The organism is Streptomyces sp. NBC_00536 (assembly GCF_036346295.1).
Taxonomy (GTDB): domain Bacteria; phylum Actinomycetota; class Actinomycetes; order Streptomycetales; family Streptomycetaceae; genus Streptomyces.
In genome coordinates this window covers 6,631,907-6,647,806 of the sequence record NZ_CP107819.1, presented here as the reverse complement: position 1 = coordinate 6,647,806, position 15,900 = coordinate 6,631,907, and the positions used below count along the sequence as shown (strand labels likewise).

General features: G+C 73.8%; 9 protein-coding genes. 2 read left to right on the top strand and 7 right to left on the bottom strand.

Annotated features, from left to right (window positions below; all coding sequences use genetic code 11):
- Nucleotides 1–221: 221 nt before the first annotated feature.
- Nucleotides 222–1,442, top strand: coding sequence for a thiolase family protein (locus OHS33_RS28485; RefSeq protein ID WP_330333263.1), 1,221 nt, complete (start codon nucleotides 222–224; stop codon nucleotides 1,440–1,442).
- Entirely contained in the window at nucleotides 1,439–3,580 is a 2,142-nt protein-coding gene (locus tag OHS33_RS28480; protein WP_330333262.1) for a 3-hydroxyacyl-CoA dehydrogenase NAD-binding domain-containing protein, read from the top strand. The genes OHS33_RS28485 and OHS33_RS28480 overlap by 4 nt, the downstream gene beginning before the upstream one ends.
- Nucleotides 3,581–3,685: 105 nt before the next feature.
- Here the strand turns inward: OHS33_RS28480 and OHS33_RS28475 are convergent, their stop codons facing one another.
- The 7 genes from OHS33_RS28475 to OHS33_RS28445 all read right to left on the bottom strand — a co-directional run bounded on the left by OHS33_RS28475 (nucleotide 3,686) and on the right by OHS33_RS28445 (nucleotide 15,734).
- Nucleotides 3,686–4,678 carry an endonuclease/exonuclease/phosphatase family protein gene (locus OHS33_RS28475; RefSeq protein ID WP_330333261.1) on the bottom strand — a complete coding sequence of 331 codons (993 nt, stop codon included), beginning with the start codon at nucleotides 4,676–4,678 and terminating at the stop codon, nucleotides 3,686–3,688.
- A complete protein-coding gene (locus OHS33_RS28470; protein WP_330333260.1) occupies nucleotides 4,675–6,642 on the bottom strand; it encodes a PIG-L family deacetylase in 1,968 nt (655 codons plus the stop codon). Before OHS33_RS28470 ends, OHS33_RS28475 begins: the two co-directional genes overlap by 4 nt.
- On the bottom strand, nucleotides 6,639–8,744 hold the full coding sequence (locus OHS33_RS28465) for a glycosyltransferase family 4 protein (protein WP_330333259.1): 2,106 nt from the start codon (nucleotides 8,742–8,744) through the stop codon (nucleotides 6,639–6,641). The genes OHS33_RS28470 and OHS33_RS28465 overlap by 4 nt, the downstream gene beginning before the upstream one ends.
- Nucleotides 8,741–10,531, bottom strand: a complete 1,791-nt coding sequence (locus tag OHS33_RS28460; protein WP_330333258.1) for a stealth family protein — start codon at nucleotides 10,529–10,531, stop codon at nucleotides 8,741–8,743. Before OHS33_RS28460 ends, OHS33_RS28465 begins: the two co-directional genes overlap by 4 nt.
- On the bottom strand, nucleotides 10,528–12,369 hold the full coding sequence (locus OHS33_RS28455; RefSeq protein WP_330333257.1) for a sugar phosphotransferase: 1,842 nt from the start codon (nucleotides 12,367–12,369) through the stop codon (nucleotides 10,528–10,530). Before OHS33_RS28455 ends, OHS33_RS28460 begins: the two co-directional genes overlap by 4 nt.
- 15 nt (nucleotides 12,370–12,384) lie before the next feature.
- Nucleotides 12,385–13,980, bottom strand: coding sequence for a stealth family protein (locus OHS33_RS28450; protein ID WP_330333256.1), 1,596 nt, complete (start codon nucleotides 13,978–13,980; stop codon nucleotides 12,385–12,387).
- A 146-nt stretch (nucleotides 13,981–14,126) separates the two neighbouring features.
- Nucleotides 14,127–15,734: a hypothetical protein gene (locus OHS33_RS28445; protein WP_330333255.1), complete on the bottom strand. Its 1,608-nt coding sequence runs from the start codon at nucleotides 15,732–15,734 to the stop codon at nucleotides 14,127–14,129.
- Between the last annotated feature and the right edge of the window lie 166 nt (nucleotides 15,735–15,900).

The following is a 15,900-nucleotide window of genomic DNA, read 5'->3' as shown; positions in this document are numbered from 1 at the left end:
CGACCCCATCGGGGCGCTGCGCCGGGCCGATCGGCCGGGCGCGCGGCCGGGGCGCACGGACCTGGGGACGTGGGGCGGAGTGTGACCTTCACCGCTCCTTCCGGTGGGGGTGTCCACATGGGTTACCCGCAAGTAGCATGGGGCAGGTGAGCGGGCGCTCAGGACCATCTGACCGCGCCCCCGCGCAGCAGTGCCACCCCGCACCCTGGAGGAGAGCCATCGTGCCTCGTACCGTCAGGGACGTCGTCTTCGTCGACGGCGTCCGCACCCCGTTCGGCAAGGCGGGCCCGAAGGGCATCTACCACGAGACCCGGGCCGACGACCTCGTCGTCAAGGCGATCCGGGAGCTGCTGCGCCGCAACCCGGACCTGGACCCCGCGAAGATCGACGAGGTCGCCATCGCCGCGACCACCCAGATCGGCGACCAGGGCCTGACGCTGGGCCGCACGGCCGGCATCCTCGCGGGCCTCCCGCAGTCGGTTCCCGGCTACTCCATCGACCGCATGTGCGCCGGTGCGCTCACGGCCGTGACGACCGCCGCCGGTTCCATCGCCTTCGGCGCCTACGACGTGGTCATCGCCGGTGGCGTCGAGCACATGGGCCGTCACCCGATGGGCGAGGGCGTGGACCCGAACCCGCGCTTCGTCAGCGAGAAGCTGGTCGACGAGTCGGCCCTCTTCATGGGCATGACGGCGGAGAACCTGCACGACCGCTACCCGACGATCACCAAGCTCCGCGCCGACGAGTACGCCGTGCGCTCGCAGGAGAAGGCCGCCAAGGCGTACGCCGACGGCAAGATCCAGCAGGACCTGGTGCCGGTCTCGGTGCGCAACACCAACCCGGAGGTCGGTGAGACGGGCTGGGGCCTGGTCACCACCGACGAGCCGATGCGCCCGGGCACCACCCTGGAGAACCTGGCGAACCTCAAGACGCCGTTCCGTACCCACGGACGCGTCACCGCGGGCAACGCCGCCGGTCTCAACGACGGCGCCACCGCCTCGATCCTCGCCTCCGAGGACTTCGCCCGCGAGAACAACCTCCCGGTCAAGATGCGCCTGGTCTCCTACGCCTTCGCGGGCGTGGAGCCGGAGGTCATGGGCTACGGCCCGATCCCGGCCACCGAGAAGGCCCTGGCCCAGGGCGGCCTGTCGATCTCCGACATCGGTCTCTTCGAGATCAACGAGGCCTTCGCCGTCCAGGTGCTGGCCTTCCTGGAGCACTACGGCATCGCGGACGACGACGCGCGCGTCAACCAGTACGGCGGCGCGATCGCCTACGGTCACCCGCTCGCCTCCTCCGGCGTCCGCCTGCTCACCCAGCTGGCCCGCCAGTTCGAGGAGCAGCCGCACGTCCGCTACGGCCTGACCACCATGTGTGTCGGCTTCGGCATGGGCGCGACGACCATCTGGGAGAACCCGCACTTCGACGGAGGCAGCAAGTGAGCACCACCACCACTGACCTGCTGAAGGGCGCGGCCGAGCTGTTCCCGGACGAGGTCGTCACGCAGGCGCACGTCCGCCACCTCGACCTGCCGTTCGGCGCAGGGCGCTTCGCGCTCGTCACGCTGGACAACGGCCTGGACCACACCAAGCCGACCACCTTCGGCCCGCAGTCGCTCGCCAACCTGAACGCGGCGGTCGACCAGCTGGAGCAGGAGGCCCTCGCGGGCTCCATCGTCGGCGCGGGCATCACCGGCAAGCCGTTCATCTTCGCGGTCGGCGCCGACCTCAAGGGCGTCGAGCTGCTCAAGAAGCACGACGAGGCGCTCGCCATCGGCAAGGGCGGCCACGACGTCTTCAAGCGCCTCGCCGCGCTGGCCGTCCCCACCTTCGCCTACTACAACGGCGCGGCGATGGGCGGCGGTGTCGAGGTCGGTCTGCACTGCACCTACCGCACCGTCTCGAAGGCCATCCCGGCCTTCTCGCTGCCCGAGGTCTTCCTCGGTCTGGTCCCCGGCTGGGGCGGCTGCGCCCTGCTGCCGAACCTGATCGGCGCGGACCGCGCGGTCTCGGTGATCATCGAGAACTCGATGAACCAGAACCGTCAGCTCAAGGGCAAGCAGGTCTTCGAGCTGGGCATCGCCGACGCCCTGTTCGAGGGTGCCGACTTCCTGGAGCAGTCGCTGATCTGGACGGCGAACGTGCTGTCCGGCAAGACCGAGGTCGTACGGGCCGAGGTCGACCGCGGCGAGGCCTGGGACGCGGCGGTCGCCCGCGGCCGCGCCATCGCGGACTCCAAGGTGCACGGTGCGGCCCCGGCCGCCTACCGCGCGCTGGAGATCATCGAGGCGGCCAAGGACGGGGACCTGCAGAAGGGCTTCGACGCCGAGGACGCCGCGCTGGCCGACCTGATCATGGGCGGCGAGCTGCGCTCCGGCATCTACGCCTTCAACCTGGTCCAGAAGCGCGCCAAGCGCCCGGCCGGCGCCCCGGACAAGAACCTGGCCCGCCCGGTCACCAAGGTCGGCGTCGTCGGCGCGGGCCTGATGGCCTCGCAGCTGGCGCTGCTCTTCCTGCGCCGCCTGGAGGTGCCGGTGGTCCTCACCGACATCGACCAGGAGCGCGTGGACAAGGGTGTGGGCTACGTCCACGCCGAGATCCAGAAGCTGCTCGGCAAGGGCCGTATCAACCAGGACAAGGCGAACCGCCTGACCGCCCTGGTGACCGGTGTCCTGGACAAGGCCGAGGGCTTCGCGGACGCGGACTTCATCATCGAGGCCGTGTTCGAGGAGATGTCGGTCAAGCAGAAGGTGTTCGCGGAGGTCGAGGCGGTCGCTCCGGCGCACGCGATCCTCGCCACCAACACCTCCTCGCTGTCGGTCTCGGAGATGGCCTCCAAGCTCCAGCACCCGGAGCGCGTGGTCGGCTTCCACTTCTTCAACCCGGTCGCGATCCTCCCGCTGCTGGAGATCGTCCGCGGTGAGCAGACGGACGACGCCTCGCTGGCCACGGCCTTCGGTGTGGCGCGCAAGCTGAAGAAGACCGCGGTCCTCACCAAGGACGCCCCGGCGTTCGTCGTGAACCGCATCCTCACCCGCTTCATGGGCGAGATCCAGAACGTCATCGACGAGGGCACCCCGGTGGTCACCGCCGAGAAGGCCATCGAGCCGCTCGGCCTGCCGATGTCCCCGCTGGTGCTGCTGGAGCTGGTGGGCCCGGCGATCGGTCTGCACGTGTCGGAGACCCTGAACCGCGCCTTCCCGGAGCGCTTCACCGTCTCGCCGAACCTCAAGCGGGTCGTCGAGGCCGGCAAGCGCGGGTTCTACGTCTACAAGGCCGAGAACGGCTTCAAGCCGGAGCTGGACCCCGAGGTCGCCGCGCTGCTCGTCCAGGGCGACTCCGTCCTGACCGAGGAGCAGGTCCGTGACCGCGTCCTGGACGCGGTGGCGCAGGAGATCGGCCTGATGCTGGAGGAGGGTGTCGTGGCCGAGGCCCAGGACATCGACCTCTGCCTGATCACCGGTGCGGGCTGGCCCTTCCACCTGGGCGGCGTCACGCCGTACCTGGACCGTGAGGGCGTCTCGGAGCGGGTGAACGGGAAGAAGTTCCTCGCCCCGGGTCTGGCGAGCGTCCCGGCGTAACGCCGGACACCACCGCACGACGGCGAACGGCGGGCGGTACGGGATCACTCCCGTACCGCCCGCCGTTTCGCGTGTCCGACGTGTCCGACGTGTCCGGCCGAAACGTTACTGCTTGAACTGGAAGACGCCCTCGTACAGCACGTGGTCCGACTCCGGGACCTTCACCGTCACCGCCCGCGGCGCGGTGAAGTGGGCCTCGGTGGCGAAGATGTAGTCGATCTTGCGGCCGTCCTCCGCCGTCGGCGCGCCGTTGCGGCAGCGCGCCGGTACCGGGTCCTGGCAGCGCACTCCCCCGGTGCCGCCCATCTTGAACCAGCGCCGGTTGCGCTCGTCCGCCTCCAGGAAGCGCCCGTCGGGGTCGTGCTGGTCCTTCTCGCCGCGCGTGTGCCCGTACAGCCCGGCCAGGGAGCCCTCGTTGGGCTGCTGGTTCAGATCTCCCGCCAGGATCACGGGGGTGGCGGGCGGGAAGGCGACCGGGTCGTCGAACCAGCGGTGGAGTTCCTTCAGCTGGCTGTCGGCGGTCCCGGCGTGGGCCCCGCAGAAGGTCAGCCCCCGGCCGCGCGCCCGGGTGGGCAGGCACAGCAGTCCGCGCAGCACCGGCTCGGTCCGGCCCGCGGCCAGATAGGTCTCCCCGTCGGTGTCGGTGAAGGGGCGGTAGCGCGGCGGCCCGGTCGGCGCTTCGGCGGAGAACACCGCCAGCCCGTAGGAGGAATCGGCGCCGCAGGCCGGGACGTTGCCGTGCATCTGCTGGTAGGCGCCGCGCAGGGGCAGGCCGCGCTCCTTGAACACGGCCTGGAGCGCCTCGAACTGGCCGCGGCAGATCTCGTTCACGCCGATCAGGTCCGGGTGGCGCAGCACCACCTCGTTGACCAGCCGGGCCACCGAGGTGCCCTTGCCCGTGCCGCCGTGGTTGGCGCACTGGTGGGCGGCCCCGCAGATGTTCCACTGCAGGACCACCACCGAGGCCCCGGCGTCCGGGTCCGCTTCCACGGAGCCGTCCCACAGCGGGGCGTCGGCGCCCGTACCGGCCCACCCCAGGGCGGCGGCCGCGAGCGCCAGGCCCAGGCCCAGCGCCGCCAGCCGTCGTCTCCTCGTCACGCCGTCACGGCGGGCCCCAGCGGGCTGCCCGTCTCCGGGGCGAGCTGACGGCGGACCCGGAGCCTGCCGTCGGTCCCGACGACCGCGACGACCACGGCGCCCGCGGCGTCGTAGGCGAGCGCGGGGGCCTGTGTGAACATCTCGCCGCTCTCCCGCCAGCGGGCGCCGGAGACGTCCTTCTCCCGGTCGGGCAGCGAGACGGTGAGCCGGCCGCGCGCGCTGCGGTGGGCCAGGTGCGCCTCGCGGGCACCGCGCTGCGGGGCCCACAGCGCGGCGACCGCGCCCGTACCGCCGTGCCCGCCGACGCCCGCGCCCGAGCCGGGCCAGCGGCCGGTGTCGTGCTGGCGGTAGGCCATGACCTGCTGGGTGCCCGCCTCGCGGTAGTAGAGGCAGGTGCGTCCACCGCCGGAGTTCACGGCGGTGATCCCGCCGGTGGCCACGGGCCCGGTCACCAGGGAGTCGTCGCGGGTGAAGGGCGCGCCCGGCTCCTTCTGGAACCAGCGGACCACGGAGCTCTTGCCCGGTACGTACAGCTCGACGGTGCCGAACTCGGTGGTGATCGCGGTGCCCGCGTCCTGCAGGAAGCTGCCGCCGAGGCTCACCCAGGGCTCCCAGCCGCCCTGGGCGTTCTGGCGGCGCAGGGAGATGCCCTGGTCGAAGTTGCGGGCGAAGACGTACAGCAGGCCCGCGCCGTCCACCGCGGCCATCGGGACGCCGAGTTCGCGCTGGCGGCGGCCGTCGGGGTGGACCCACTCCGGGGACTCCAGCGACTGCCAGCCGCTGAACCCGCCGCCGTCCGCGTTCTGCGTGGTGTACACGAGGTCGATGGCGACCGCCCCGCCCTCGGCCGTGCGGCGGCGCTGCGCCACCACGTGCGCCGGTCCGCCGGGGATCCCCGCCAGCGCCGTGGTGGGCGCGAGCCAGCCGTCGCCGAGCGGGAAGGGGCCCTGCCACCGGCCGCTCGCGGGACCGGTCTCGGTGAAGAACACCAGGCGGCCCGCGAGGACGGTGAAGGCGTTCAGGCGGCCGCCGGGTCCCAGCCGGAGCCAGTCGGTGGCGGGCGAATAGCGGTAGGCGGTGCTGCGCATGTGGGTGCTGCGGTACGGGTTGGGGCCGAGCTGGCGGTCGCCGCAGGCCTGGCAGGTGCCCTGCGGGCAGTGGGTGGCGTCCAGGCCCATGTAGGTGGCCAGGTAGTCGGCCTTCTCGGCGAGTTCCATCCGGTCCAGGTTCGGGCCCCAGAAGCGGTTGGCGTAGGCGCGGTAGAACTCGACGGCGGGGGCGTGCTCCGCGCTCTCCCGGTAGCGGGTGAGGGCCGCGATGGCGAACTCGGCGGTGGTGGCGTGGTCGACGTGGTCGGAGGTGACGAACTCGCTCTTGCCGCCGTCGTGTTCCGGATCGGGGTCCAGCGTGCGGACGGTGGTGGGCCGGATCTCGGCGAGCAGCGCGGCGAGGCCCGCGATGACCATCTCGCGGGAGATCTGCTGCACTTCGCTCAGCGCGGAGCCGTGGACCGGCACGGTCGCCTGGGTGGGGTGGACGCCGTTCCACAGCTCGAACATCCGGGTGCGGACACCGGAGGGCGTGGGCACGCCCATGTGCAGCTGGCAGAAGTACATCCGTACGGCGGGGTGCGCGAGGAGGGTGAAGCGCTCCACCGCGAAACCGGGGACGAGTTCGGTGATCTCGCGGGCCCAGGGGCTGTCGCGGTCGCCGGTGGCCATCCGCGCGTAGGCGGAGCGCAGGCCGCAGCCGCGGGCCGTGCTGTAGCCGGTGTAGTCCGTGGGCAGCGCGGCCCGTTCGGGGTCGTTGGTGTCGGCGTTGATGCCGTCGCCCTCGCCCGCGGTCAGGACGACCGTGGCGACCGGGTCGCCGTCCTGGAGCGAGCGGACCAGGTCCGGGTTCATGAAGTACAGGTCGTCGTCCTGGTGGGCGACGACGTGCAGGATCGATCGGTTTCGGTTCATCGGTCCACCACGTTCATAGCCATGGCTCCGGAGACGGAGCAGTAGGGCCGGACTCGGACCGGCCGGGACGGGTGCACGACGACGAAACGGGACACGTCGTCGGCGGAGAGCGGAACGGCGGGGTACGGGTAGGCGCCCCGGACGTCGGGGAAGTCCTCGAAGAGGTGGCAGACGCGCACCCGGCGCCTGCTCCCGGGGTGCGGCTGGAGCCACCAGTCCCAGTCCTCCCAGCGGGCGAGGCGGTCCTCCACCAGCCGGGCCAGGGGCAGTTCCATCCGGAAGGAGCGCTCGCCGAGCACCTCCACCGGCAGGGACACCTCGCTGCGGTACGGGCCGCGCCGGACGAGCACGAAGCGGGCGCCGTGCTCCAGGGTCCGCGCCCCGCACAGCACCCCGGAGACGGTGATCCCGTCCTCGCCGACACGCACCTCGCTCGCTTCGGCGTGCGCCTCGCGGTGCACGGTACGGAGCATCAGGGCGCCGTTCGGCTGCGCGTAGGGCAGGTTCCACAGGACCGGGCCGGGGCCCGGGGCTTCGAGGAGGCGGGCGCGGGCGTCGATGAGCCCGCGGGTGTCGCGGATCCCCGCCGTGAGGTGGACGGGGTCCCCCTTGCCGGTGGCGAGCATGACCCGCCAGCGGCCGTCGCCCAGGTGGTCGAGGGCGGCCGGGGGCACGACGGCGGTGTGCCGGACGGCCCCGGTGGGCAGCGTCTCGCGCTCGGTGTCCAGCGCCAGGTCGGGCAGCCGGGAGCCGCTGGAGGGCCGGTGCCGCAGCAGGAACCCACCGCGGCCGCGGGCTCCGGCGGGGCCGTCGCAGGTCAGGCGCAGCCAGCCCGCGTCGGGTGCCTCGGCGTGGCACACGGCGCTCTTCGGGGAGTCGGGCGGAGCGCTGTCGCCCGGCGGGCGGCCCAGGCGGGCGGCGGTCGGCCTGCGGTACCCGGAGCGGGCGGCCGCGCGGCGCCCGGCGGCCTCCTCGAACAGCGCGGTGTACCGGGCGGCGATCACGGCGGGGTCGTAGCGCTCGGCGTTGCGCAGGGCGGCGGCGGCCATCGCGGCGCGCAGCGGGCCGTCCGCCATCAGCCGGGCGAGGCCCGCGGCGACGGCTCCGACGTCGCCGTTGGCGACGAGGAGGCCGTCCTCGCCGTCGCGCAGGATCTCGCGCGGGCCGACCGGGCAGTCGGTGGCGACCACGGGCAGGCCGCAGCGCATGGCTTCGACCAGGGTCATCCCGAAGGACTCGGCGCTGGAGGTCACCGCGGCGATCGAGCCCTTGGCCCACTCCGACTCGATCGGTGAGAAGCCGCCCATCAGCAGGATCCGGCCGGACAGGTCCAGGTCGTTGACGAGGGTCCGCAGCGCGCCGGCCTCATCCCCGTCGCCGTAGATCCGCAGCCGCCAGTCCGGGAACTCGGGGGCGAGCCGGGCGAAGGCACGGATCAGCAGGTCGTAGCGCTTGACGTGGTGCATGCGGCCCGCGCTGACGATGACCTTGCGGGCGCCGTCGGAGGGCGGGGCCACGGGCCGCGGCACGCTGTTGGGTACGGCGTGCACGGGCACCCCGGGCACCGGGGTGTGCTCCCGGAAGGAGCGGGCGTCGGCCTCGGTGACGGTGGTGACGAGGTCGAGGCGCGGATAGACCCGGGCCATCTCCGCCCGCACGGCCGGGGGGATGGCCAGGTGCGTCATGTGCTCCTGGGCCACCCGCAGCGCGCCGTCGCGGGTGTGGCGGGCCACGAAGAGGTTCAGGCTGGGGCGGGTGCCGACGACCACGTCGGCGCCGGTCCCCTTCAGCTCCTCGATGATGCGCCGGTCGGACAGGGCGCTGTACTGCTCGTGGAACTCCTCCTGGCGGGGCACGACCGTGGTGGGTCCGGCCAGGTCCGGGTGGCCCCGGTCGGCGCCGGTGCGGCCGGGCCGCAGGTCGACCAGGGCGCGGACGGTGACCTGCGGGGAGATGGCGAACTTGGGGGGCGCGGCGGTGCGCCGGAAGACCGAGACGATCTCGACCTCGTGGTCCGCGGACAGGGCCTCGGCGAGGTTGATCACCGTCCGGTTCGTGCCGCCGATGCCGTAGATGTTGTTGATCAGGAAGGAGATCTTCATCGGCCGTGGGACTCCTTCCGCTCGAAGGGGCCGGGTACGGGGAAGTAGGCCGCCAGGAAGTCCTGGAGCATCGCGGCCTGGCGCTCCTGGTCGCGGCCGTCGGAGACGGTGTCGTTGACGCAGAAGGCCTGCCGGTCGCGCCGGGCCAGCAGGATGTTCATCCGCCGCTCGATCCCGGGCCGGTCCAGGGGGAGGTAGGCGAACGTGATGTCCGAGGGCACCGCGCGTCCCGTCAGGTAGGCGTAGTAGTGGTAGAGGGACGAGGGTATGGAGATGTCGGTCGTGCTGCGCAGCCGGCTGAAGGTGGTGGCCCGGTGCGGCCCGGCGAAGGTCTCCTCCATCTCCGCCAGGATGCTGCGGCGCAGCGGGTAGGGGGCGTGCCGGATCTTCTGCACGAGGGTGGTCCCGAAGAACTCCTCGATGAGCCGGCGGTTGTTCTTGGCCGCCGCGTTCACCGGGCGGTCCCCGAGGGTGACGCCGGAGCGCGGGACCTGGGCCGGTGACAGGAACACCCGGGTCATCCCGTTCGACAGGAAGAAGTCCTGGGGGGTGACGGGCCGGCCGAGGAACATGTCGTCGTTGAAGTACAGGAAGTGCTCCGCGAGGCCGTCGATGTGGTGCAGGCGGCTCTCGATCGCATGGGAGTTGAAGGTGGGCAGGGCCGCGGGGTCGTCGAATATCTCCCGGTGGTCGACCACCGTGATCCGGGGGTGGGCGTCGTCCAGCCAGTGCGGCCGCTGCCGGTCGGTGACCAGGAAGATCCGGCGGGCCCAGGGCGCGTGCTGCTCCAGCGAGCGCAGCGAGTAGCGCAGTTCGTCGCGGTTGAGGTAGCGCGCGGGGTTGGCGGACTCCTCGTGGTAGCCGTCGCCGTCCTGTTCGCGGCGGCGCCGCTGCCAGGCGGGGTCGTCGCCGTCGACCCAGGTGTAGACGACGTCGACGGGGAAGCGGATGTCCTCGGGCAGCGCGGCGGCGTAGGCCTCGACGGTACGGACGTGACGGGTGCGCCGGGTGTGGCGGGAGGCGAAGGCGGTGAGCCGGTTCACGGGAACCGTGATCCGGGGCGCGTCGCAGGCCACGCTGCTGGTCACCCGGTTCGCCCGGGGCGCGACCAGCCGGCCGTCCTCCGGCTGCCAGAACTCCAGGTCGCAGCCGTATTCGAGGCCGAGGGTGAGCGAGCCGCCCGGGTCCCGCCAGACCATGCCGACCCGCAGCACCTCGGCCGATCCGGTGATGCGGCGCCCGCGCCGGGAGTCGCCGAGCGCGGCCCGGCCCGGGGCCCGCGGTACGCCGCCGGGCGCGTCCTCGGCTCCGGCGAGGCCCTGGGCGACGTACACCGGGGCCCGGCGCGCACACTCCCGCAGGGCGGCGATCACCGCGGGCCGGTCCTCCTCGCGCACGGCGAAGCACGCCCGCAGGTCACTGAGCCCGCGCACGGCGAAGTGGTCGACGCCCGCCTGCTCCAGGGCGGTGACGACCAGTTCGAGGTTGGCCTCGCGCAGCCCGAGCGGCGAGGCCGTGGCCCGGACCAGCGCGATCCGGGCGCTGCCCGCGGCCAGTACGGCGAGGCCCTCGCCCTCCTGGAAGAGGTGCGGCCAGCGCCCGCGGGCCCGCCGGGCGCGCAGCGCGCGGGCCGGTCCTGAGCCGAACCGGGCGCGGCGCAGCAGCCGTTTGACCCCCGCGCGCAGCCCGCTCGGGATGCGCCGGGCCACGCCGCGGCGCAGCCGGGTGGGCAGCACGGCCCGGTAGAGGGCGACCGCCGGGGACGCTTCGGGGTTGGCCGTGGTCATGAAGGGCTGCCCGCCTCCCCGTGCGCGGTCGCCGCCGGGATCGCGAAGCCGCTCCCCGGGCCGGGATCGGACCCGAAGCCCGCCGGGTCGAAGGCCGTGGGTGCGAAGGCCGTGGGGTCGAAGGCCGCGGGGGCGGTCGGCCCGAAGTCGGCGAGCAGGTCGGACGCGGAGTCGAAGCCGGTGGGGACGGCGGAGGCGGCGTCGGCGTGACGGTCCGAGTGCGGCTCCGGCTGCGCCGCGGCCCGTTCGAAGGGGCTGGGCACCGGGTAGTACCGGCGCAGGAAGTCCAGGACGGACCGGGTCCCGCCGTGGGCCAGCGCGTCGGGCGAGCCCAGCCCGCACAGCTGGATCTGCTGCGCGTCCCGGCGTACGAGGAGCCGGTCGAGCCAGCGGGTGACGCCGGGCACCGCCGCGTGCACCGCGATCGTGGCCTCGCCCGAGGGTTCGGCGTGCCCGGAGAAGTGCGCGGCGTGGTGGACGACCCCGTCCAGCGGGTGCGTGCCCTCCAGTTCCGGGGCGTACTGGCCGTCGGTGAGTGGCTGGTGGGCGCCGAAGCCGTCGGCCACGGCCTCCAGTATCTCGCGCGCGTACGGCTGGGGGCCCGGCGCGTACCCGTGGGTCACGGCGCGCTGGGTGAAGGAGTAGGCCCAGCCGGTCCAGGGCGCCGCCGCCTCCCGGGCGGACCAGGGCCCGCGCCGGGGCCGGGTGCCGCCGAGCGCGGTGAAGTAGTCGAACGGCCGGACGGGGCGGCCGAGCAGCGCGCCGGGGCGGAAGTACAGGAACCGGTCGGCGAGGCCGGGCACCGCGTGCAGGTTCCGTTCCGCGTCCGGCCCGGCGGGCACGATCCGCAGCCGGTCGTCGGCGTGCACCCACTCCGGTACGGGCGCCAGCGCCAGCACGTGCACCATGTCGGTCCAGGGCGCGTACTGGTGCAGCGACCGCAGGGTGGCGCGCAGGAGTTCCCCGGCCCACGGCTCTTCGTGCGCGTCGTGGCACCAGAGCACGGCCGCGTCGACGGGGAAGGTGACCTCTTCCACGCGCGGGACGTCGAAGCCCGGCCGGGTGCGCGTCGGGTCGGCGCCCGCGTCGGTGTCGGCGTACCCGGTGAGCCGCTCGTGGGGGATCTCCACGGTCTGCGGATCGTCGGCCGGGACCACCCGCTGCACCCGGTTGGGGCGCGGGCCGACCAGGCGGGGGGCGCTCCGGGTGGTGTCCGTGGTCCAGAACTCGATCTCCACGCCCTGGTTCTCGCCGACCCACAGGGAGCCCGTGGGATCCGTGCGCAGCCAGACCAGGCGGATCACCCGGGACGCACCGAAGTGCTTCCAGGCCTTGACGTGGCTGCCGGGGATCCTGGCGGTGTCGTCCTTGCCCGGGGAAACGGAGACCACGTAGCCCGTCTGCCGTTCCAGCAGGGCGCGCAGCACCCGGCGGACGGCGCCCTTGTGCTCACGGGCGACGGCCAGGCACATCCGGCGGTCGTCCAGCGCGGGCACGCTGAACCAGGGGATCTTCGCCCGGTCGAGCACGGCGGTGACCAGCGCGAGGTCGGTGCGCCGGGCGAGGTCGGCGGTGAGGCCGGAGTGGACGTGACCGACCCGGCCGTCCGGCGCCTTGGCGCGTCCCTCGGGCAGATTGCTGAAGTCCGTCGTCCGCAGCCGCCGCAGGGCCCGCTGGTGCAGCCGCGATTCGCGCTGGGCCAGCGCCCGGTCCAGGCGCTTCTTGAGCGTGCGGCGCACCGGGACGGGCACGGTGTTCATGGCCACGGTCCGCACGGGCCGGGGCACCAGCTTCTGGTAGACCTGAGAGGCGGAACTGGTCGATCCGGAATCTTGCATCTCGCACGCTCCTTCTCAGAGTTCGCAGGGGCCGGGGACGGGGAAGTAGGCGTTCAGGAATCCGCTGAGGAGTTCCTGCTGCACCGCCATGTCCTCCGGGGTGGAGAAGGCGTCGTTGAGGCAGAAGGAGTCCTGGTCCCGGTTCCCCAGCAGGCGCTCCAGGCGCCGCGCGAGGTCCGGGACGGCCAGCTGGAGGTAGGTGAAGGCCATGGAGCCGGGCTGGGCCCGGCCGGTGAGCGCCGCGTAGTACAGCGCCAGCGACGAGGTCGGCGACAGGTCGGTCATCGCGCGGAACCGGCTGGCGGACGTACGGGCCCACTCGCGCGGGAAGTCCGCCTCGGCCTCCGCCATCGCGCTGCGGCGCAGGGCGTAGGGGATGTGCTCCATCGGCTGGGTGATGACCCGGCCGAACCGCTCCAGCAGCAGCGCCCGGTTGTTCTTGCAGGCGGCGTCGACGGGGGTGTCGGCGTCGGTCACCGGGCCCTGCGGGATGCGGTTCTGGGAGAGGAAGTAGCGGGCCGTGCCGACGGGGGTGAAGAAGGCGTGCGGGGTCAGCGGCCGGCCCAGGAACATGTCGTCGTTGAAGTACAGGAAGTGCTCCGAGAGCCCGGGTATGTGGTGCAGCCTGCTCTCGATGGCGTGCGAGTTGAAGGTCGGCAGGTCGGCCGGGTTCCGGAAGATCTCGCGGTGGCTGACGATGCGGAAGCCCGGCAGGTCGCGCCGCATCCAGGCGGGCACCTGGTCGTCGGTGACCACGTGGACGTTGCGGATCCAGGGCGCGAACAGGTGCAGCGAGCGCAGCGAGTAGCGCAGTTCGTCGCGGCTGAGGAAGCGGGCGTCGCTGGCCGATTCGGCGTGGTAGGCCTCACCGCGGGCGGCGGCCTTGCGGGCCGCCCAGGCCGGGTCGCCGCCGTCCACCCAGGTGTAGACCGCGTCCACGGGGAAGTCGACGTCCTCGACCAGCGGGACGAGGAACTCGGGCCGGGTCGCCAGCGCGGGCGCCTCGTCCAGGGTGGTGTGGACGGGCACGAAGCGGCTGAACAGCCGTCCGGCGCCCAGCATGACGGGGCCGTCGGCGGCCACGGACCAGGTGACGCGGTTGGCGCGGGGGGCGGTCAGCCGGTCGCCCTCGCGGCGCCAGAACTCGACCGCGCAGCCGTATTCGTGCCCGAGGAGCAGATGGCCGCCGGGGTCGGTCCGGTACCAGCTGACCTGGACGGCGGCGGCCGTACGGGCGCGCTCCCACACCCGCCCGTCGTGCCCGGGGACGGGCCGGGCGGCGCGCAGCGGTTCGGCGGCCAGGGCGCTGACGTGCCCGGCGGGCCCGGCGAGGCGGCGGCGCAGGCCTTCGAGCACCCGGGCCCGGTCGGCCTCCTCCACGGCGATGACCGTGCCGTGGTCGGACTTGCCCCGGACGGCGAAGTACGGCACCCCGAGCGTGTCGAGGAGCGCGGCGACGGCGGCGCGGTTGGCCTCGCGGGCGGTCAGCGGGGTCGCGCGGGGGTCGGCGTACGCCTCGTCCCCCGCGTCGCCCACCAGCAGGGTGGGGCCGTCGGCCGCACCGGCCGGACTCGTCTTCCCCGCCCCGGCCTGTGTCGCACTACCAGGCATGCTGAACCTCTCCGCGCCTTCTGTCACCGGTCTCTCACTCTGCGGTCCCGCACACTGCCGAGTTCCCGGTCCCATCGCCGCAAGATACGGAAATTGTAATTCCATTTGCTTGGTCGCCCGGCACCCGCGGTCCGCGGCCACGGGCGTTAGGCGACCACCCACCCGCCGAAGGCCAGCCCCGGCACCGCCGGATCCTGGCGCGCCACGCGCAACCGGCCGTCGGCGCCCAGGGAAAGGACCGTGAGACGGCCGAACCCGTCGATCGCGGCGGCCGGTTCGCGCGGTCCGGGCGCGCCCAGCGGCTCCCACCAGAGTCCGGCCTGCTCCTGTTCGGTCGGGTACGCCCCGATACCTACGGCGCCCTCGGGGGTCCGGCGCAGCAGCACGGTGCAATCGTAGGAGTCTATGTCCGTCCGCAGCGCACAGGCTCCCGCCGCCGCGGCGGCGCCGGCCGCTCCGGCCCCGCCCAGCGCGGTCACCGTACCGTCCGCGCGCAGGGCGTACGTCACCCCGTCCCGTTCGTCACAGCCGTACAGGGTGACCCGGCCGGGCCCGGTGGCCAGCGCGGTCAGCCCGGTGCCCGGGGGCACCCGCAGCGGCAGCGGCGGTCCGGCGCGGCGCAGGTCACCGGCCGGGGCGTCGTGGCGCCAGTGCAGCACCCCGTCCCGGGACGGGGCGAACAGCACGGGCTGCCCCGCGGCGTCGAGCGCGGCGGCCATCCCGTCCTGGACCCCGGACCCCTGGAGGTCGCGCCAGGGCGTCCAGGAGCCGTCCGGGCGCTGCGAGCGGGCGCTGACCCCGCGCCCGAAGTTGCGGACGTACACGTGGACACAGCCCTCGGCGTCGACCACCGCGCACGGCACCCCGGCGGCGCGGCCCTTGCCGGTGGCGGCGCCGTTCGGGTTGCCCAGCGAATGCCAGGCGCCCACCGGGCGTCCGGTCTGGTACTGCACGGCGTGCATCACCTCGACCCCCGCGCCGTCCGGCCCGGGGGGGGTGCGCCGCAGCGCGAGGAGGTGGACCCAGCCCTGCGGGCTCCGGGCCACGGACAGCACCGGCAGCAGGGACGGGGTGTCGAGGTGCTCGCGCACCCACTCGGGCCCGCCCGGGGTCCGCTCGGTCCAGCGCGTCACCGCGCCGCCGAGCGCGGCGTAGGCGGTCAGCCGCCCGTCCGCGCCCCGGACGGCCCCGATCCGGGGCCCGGGGTAGCGGACGATGGCGGCGGGGGCCGCCCGGCCGCAGGAGGCGGCGGCCCGGAAGCATTCGACGGCGAGGCCGGGCGGGCGCTCGGCCCGCACCGCCTCCAGGACGCCCCCGGCGACCGCCGCGTGGTCGGGGTGGTCGGCGTACACGGCGCCCTCCGCCTCGTTCCACGCGAGGTGTTCGGGGTCGGGGTCCAGGGTGCACACCAGGGTGGGCGCGAACCGGCGCAGCAGCGCGGCGGCGAGGCCGGCGAAGGACGGGTGCACCCGTTCGGACGGCTGCGACGGCTGCGACGGCTGCGACGGTTCGGTGAAGCAGACCCTCGTGGCGGGCCGGGTGCGGAGCCGGAAGAGGTGCAACACGGCGTCGGGCCCGAGCGGTTCGGTGGCCCGCTCCCAGGGGCCGCCGCGGCCGATCACATCGAGGAGGTGGTCGCGGGCCTGCGGGGGCGCGGGGATCAGGCAGACGACCGTCACGGCGCGGTCCGGTTCGCCCAGCGCGCCGAAGAGCGCGGTGCCGGTCACGGCGAGGGCGTCGGCCGGGTGGGCCACCAAGTGCAGCGTGTGGGAAGGGTTCCGGGGAGCCGGGCCGGTGGCCGGGGTGCCGCGGCGCCGGCGCCGCGACGATCGCTCGTTCTTCACAGTGGCGCCCGCCCCCACCCGTCGCTCCCGCCCGTTCTTTCGCGCCCGCGATCCTCGCACACCCATGACATCAGTC

What these genes read in the sequence shown, in the direction of transcription:
- OHS33_RS28460 (WP_330333258.1), bottom strand. Translation starts at nt 10,531, where the DNA reads ATGACCACGGCCAACCCCGAAGCGTCCCCGGCGGTCGCCCTCTACCGG.
- OHS33_RS28450 (WP_330333256.1), bottom strand. Translation starts at nt 13,980, where the DNA reads ATGCCTGGTAGTGCGACACAGGCCGGGGCGGGGAAGACGAGTCCGGCC.
- OHS33_RS28470 (WP_330333260.1), bottom strand. Translation starts at nt 6,642, where the DNA reads ATGAACCGAAACCGATCGATCCTGCACGTCGTCGCCCACCAGGACGAC.
- OHS33_RS28455 (WP_330333257.1), bottom strand. Translation starts at nt 12,369, where the DNA reads ATGCAAGATTCCGGATCGACCAGTTCCGCCTCTCAGGTCTACCAGAAG.
- OHS33_RS28465 (WP_330333259.1), bottom strand. Translation starts at nt 8,744, where the DNA reads ATGAAGATCTCCTTCCTGATCAACAACATCTACGGCATCGGCGGCACG.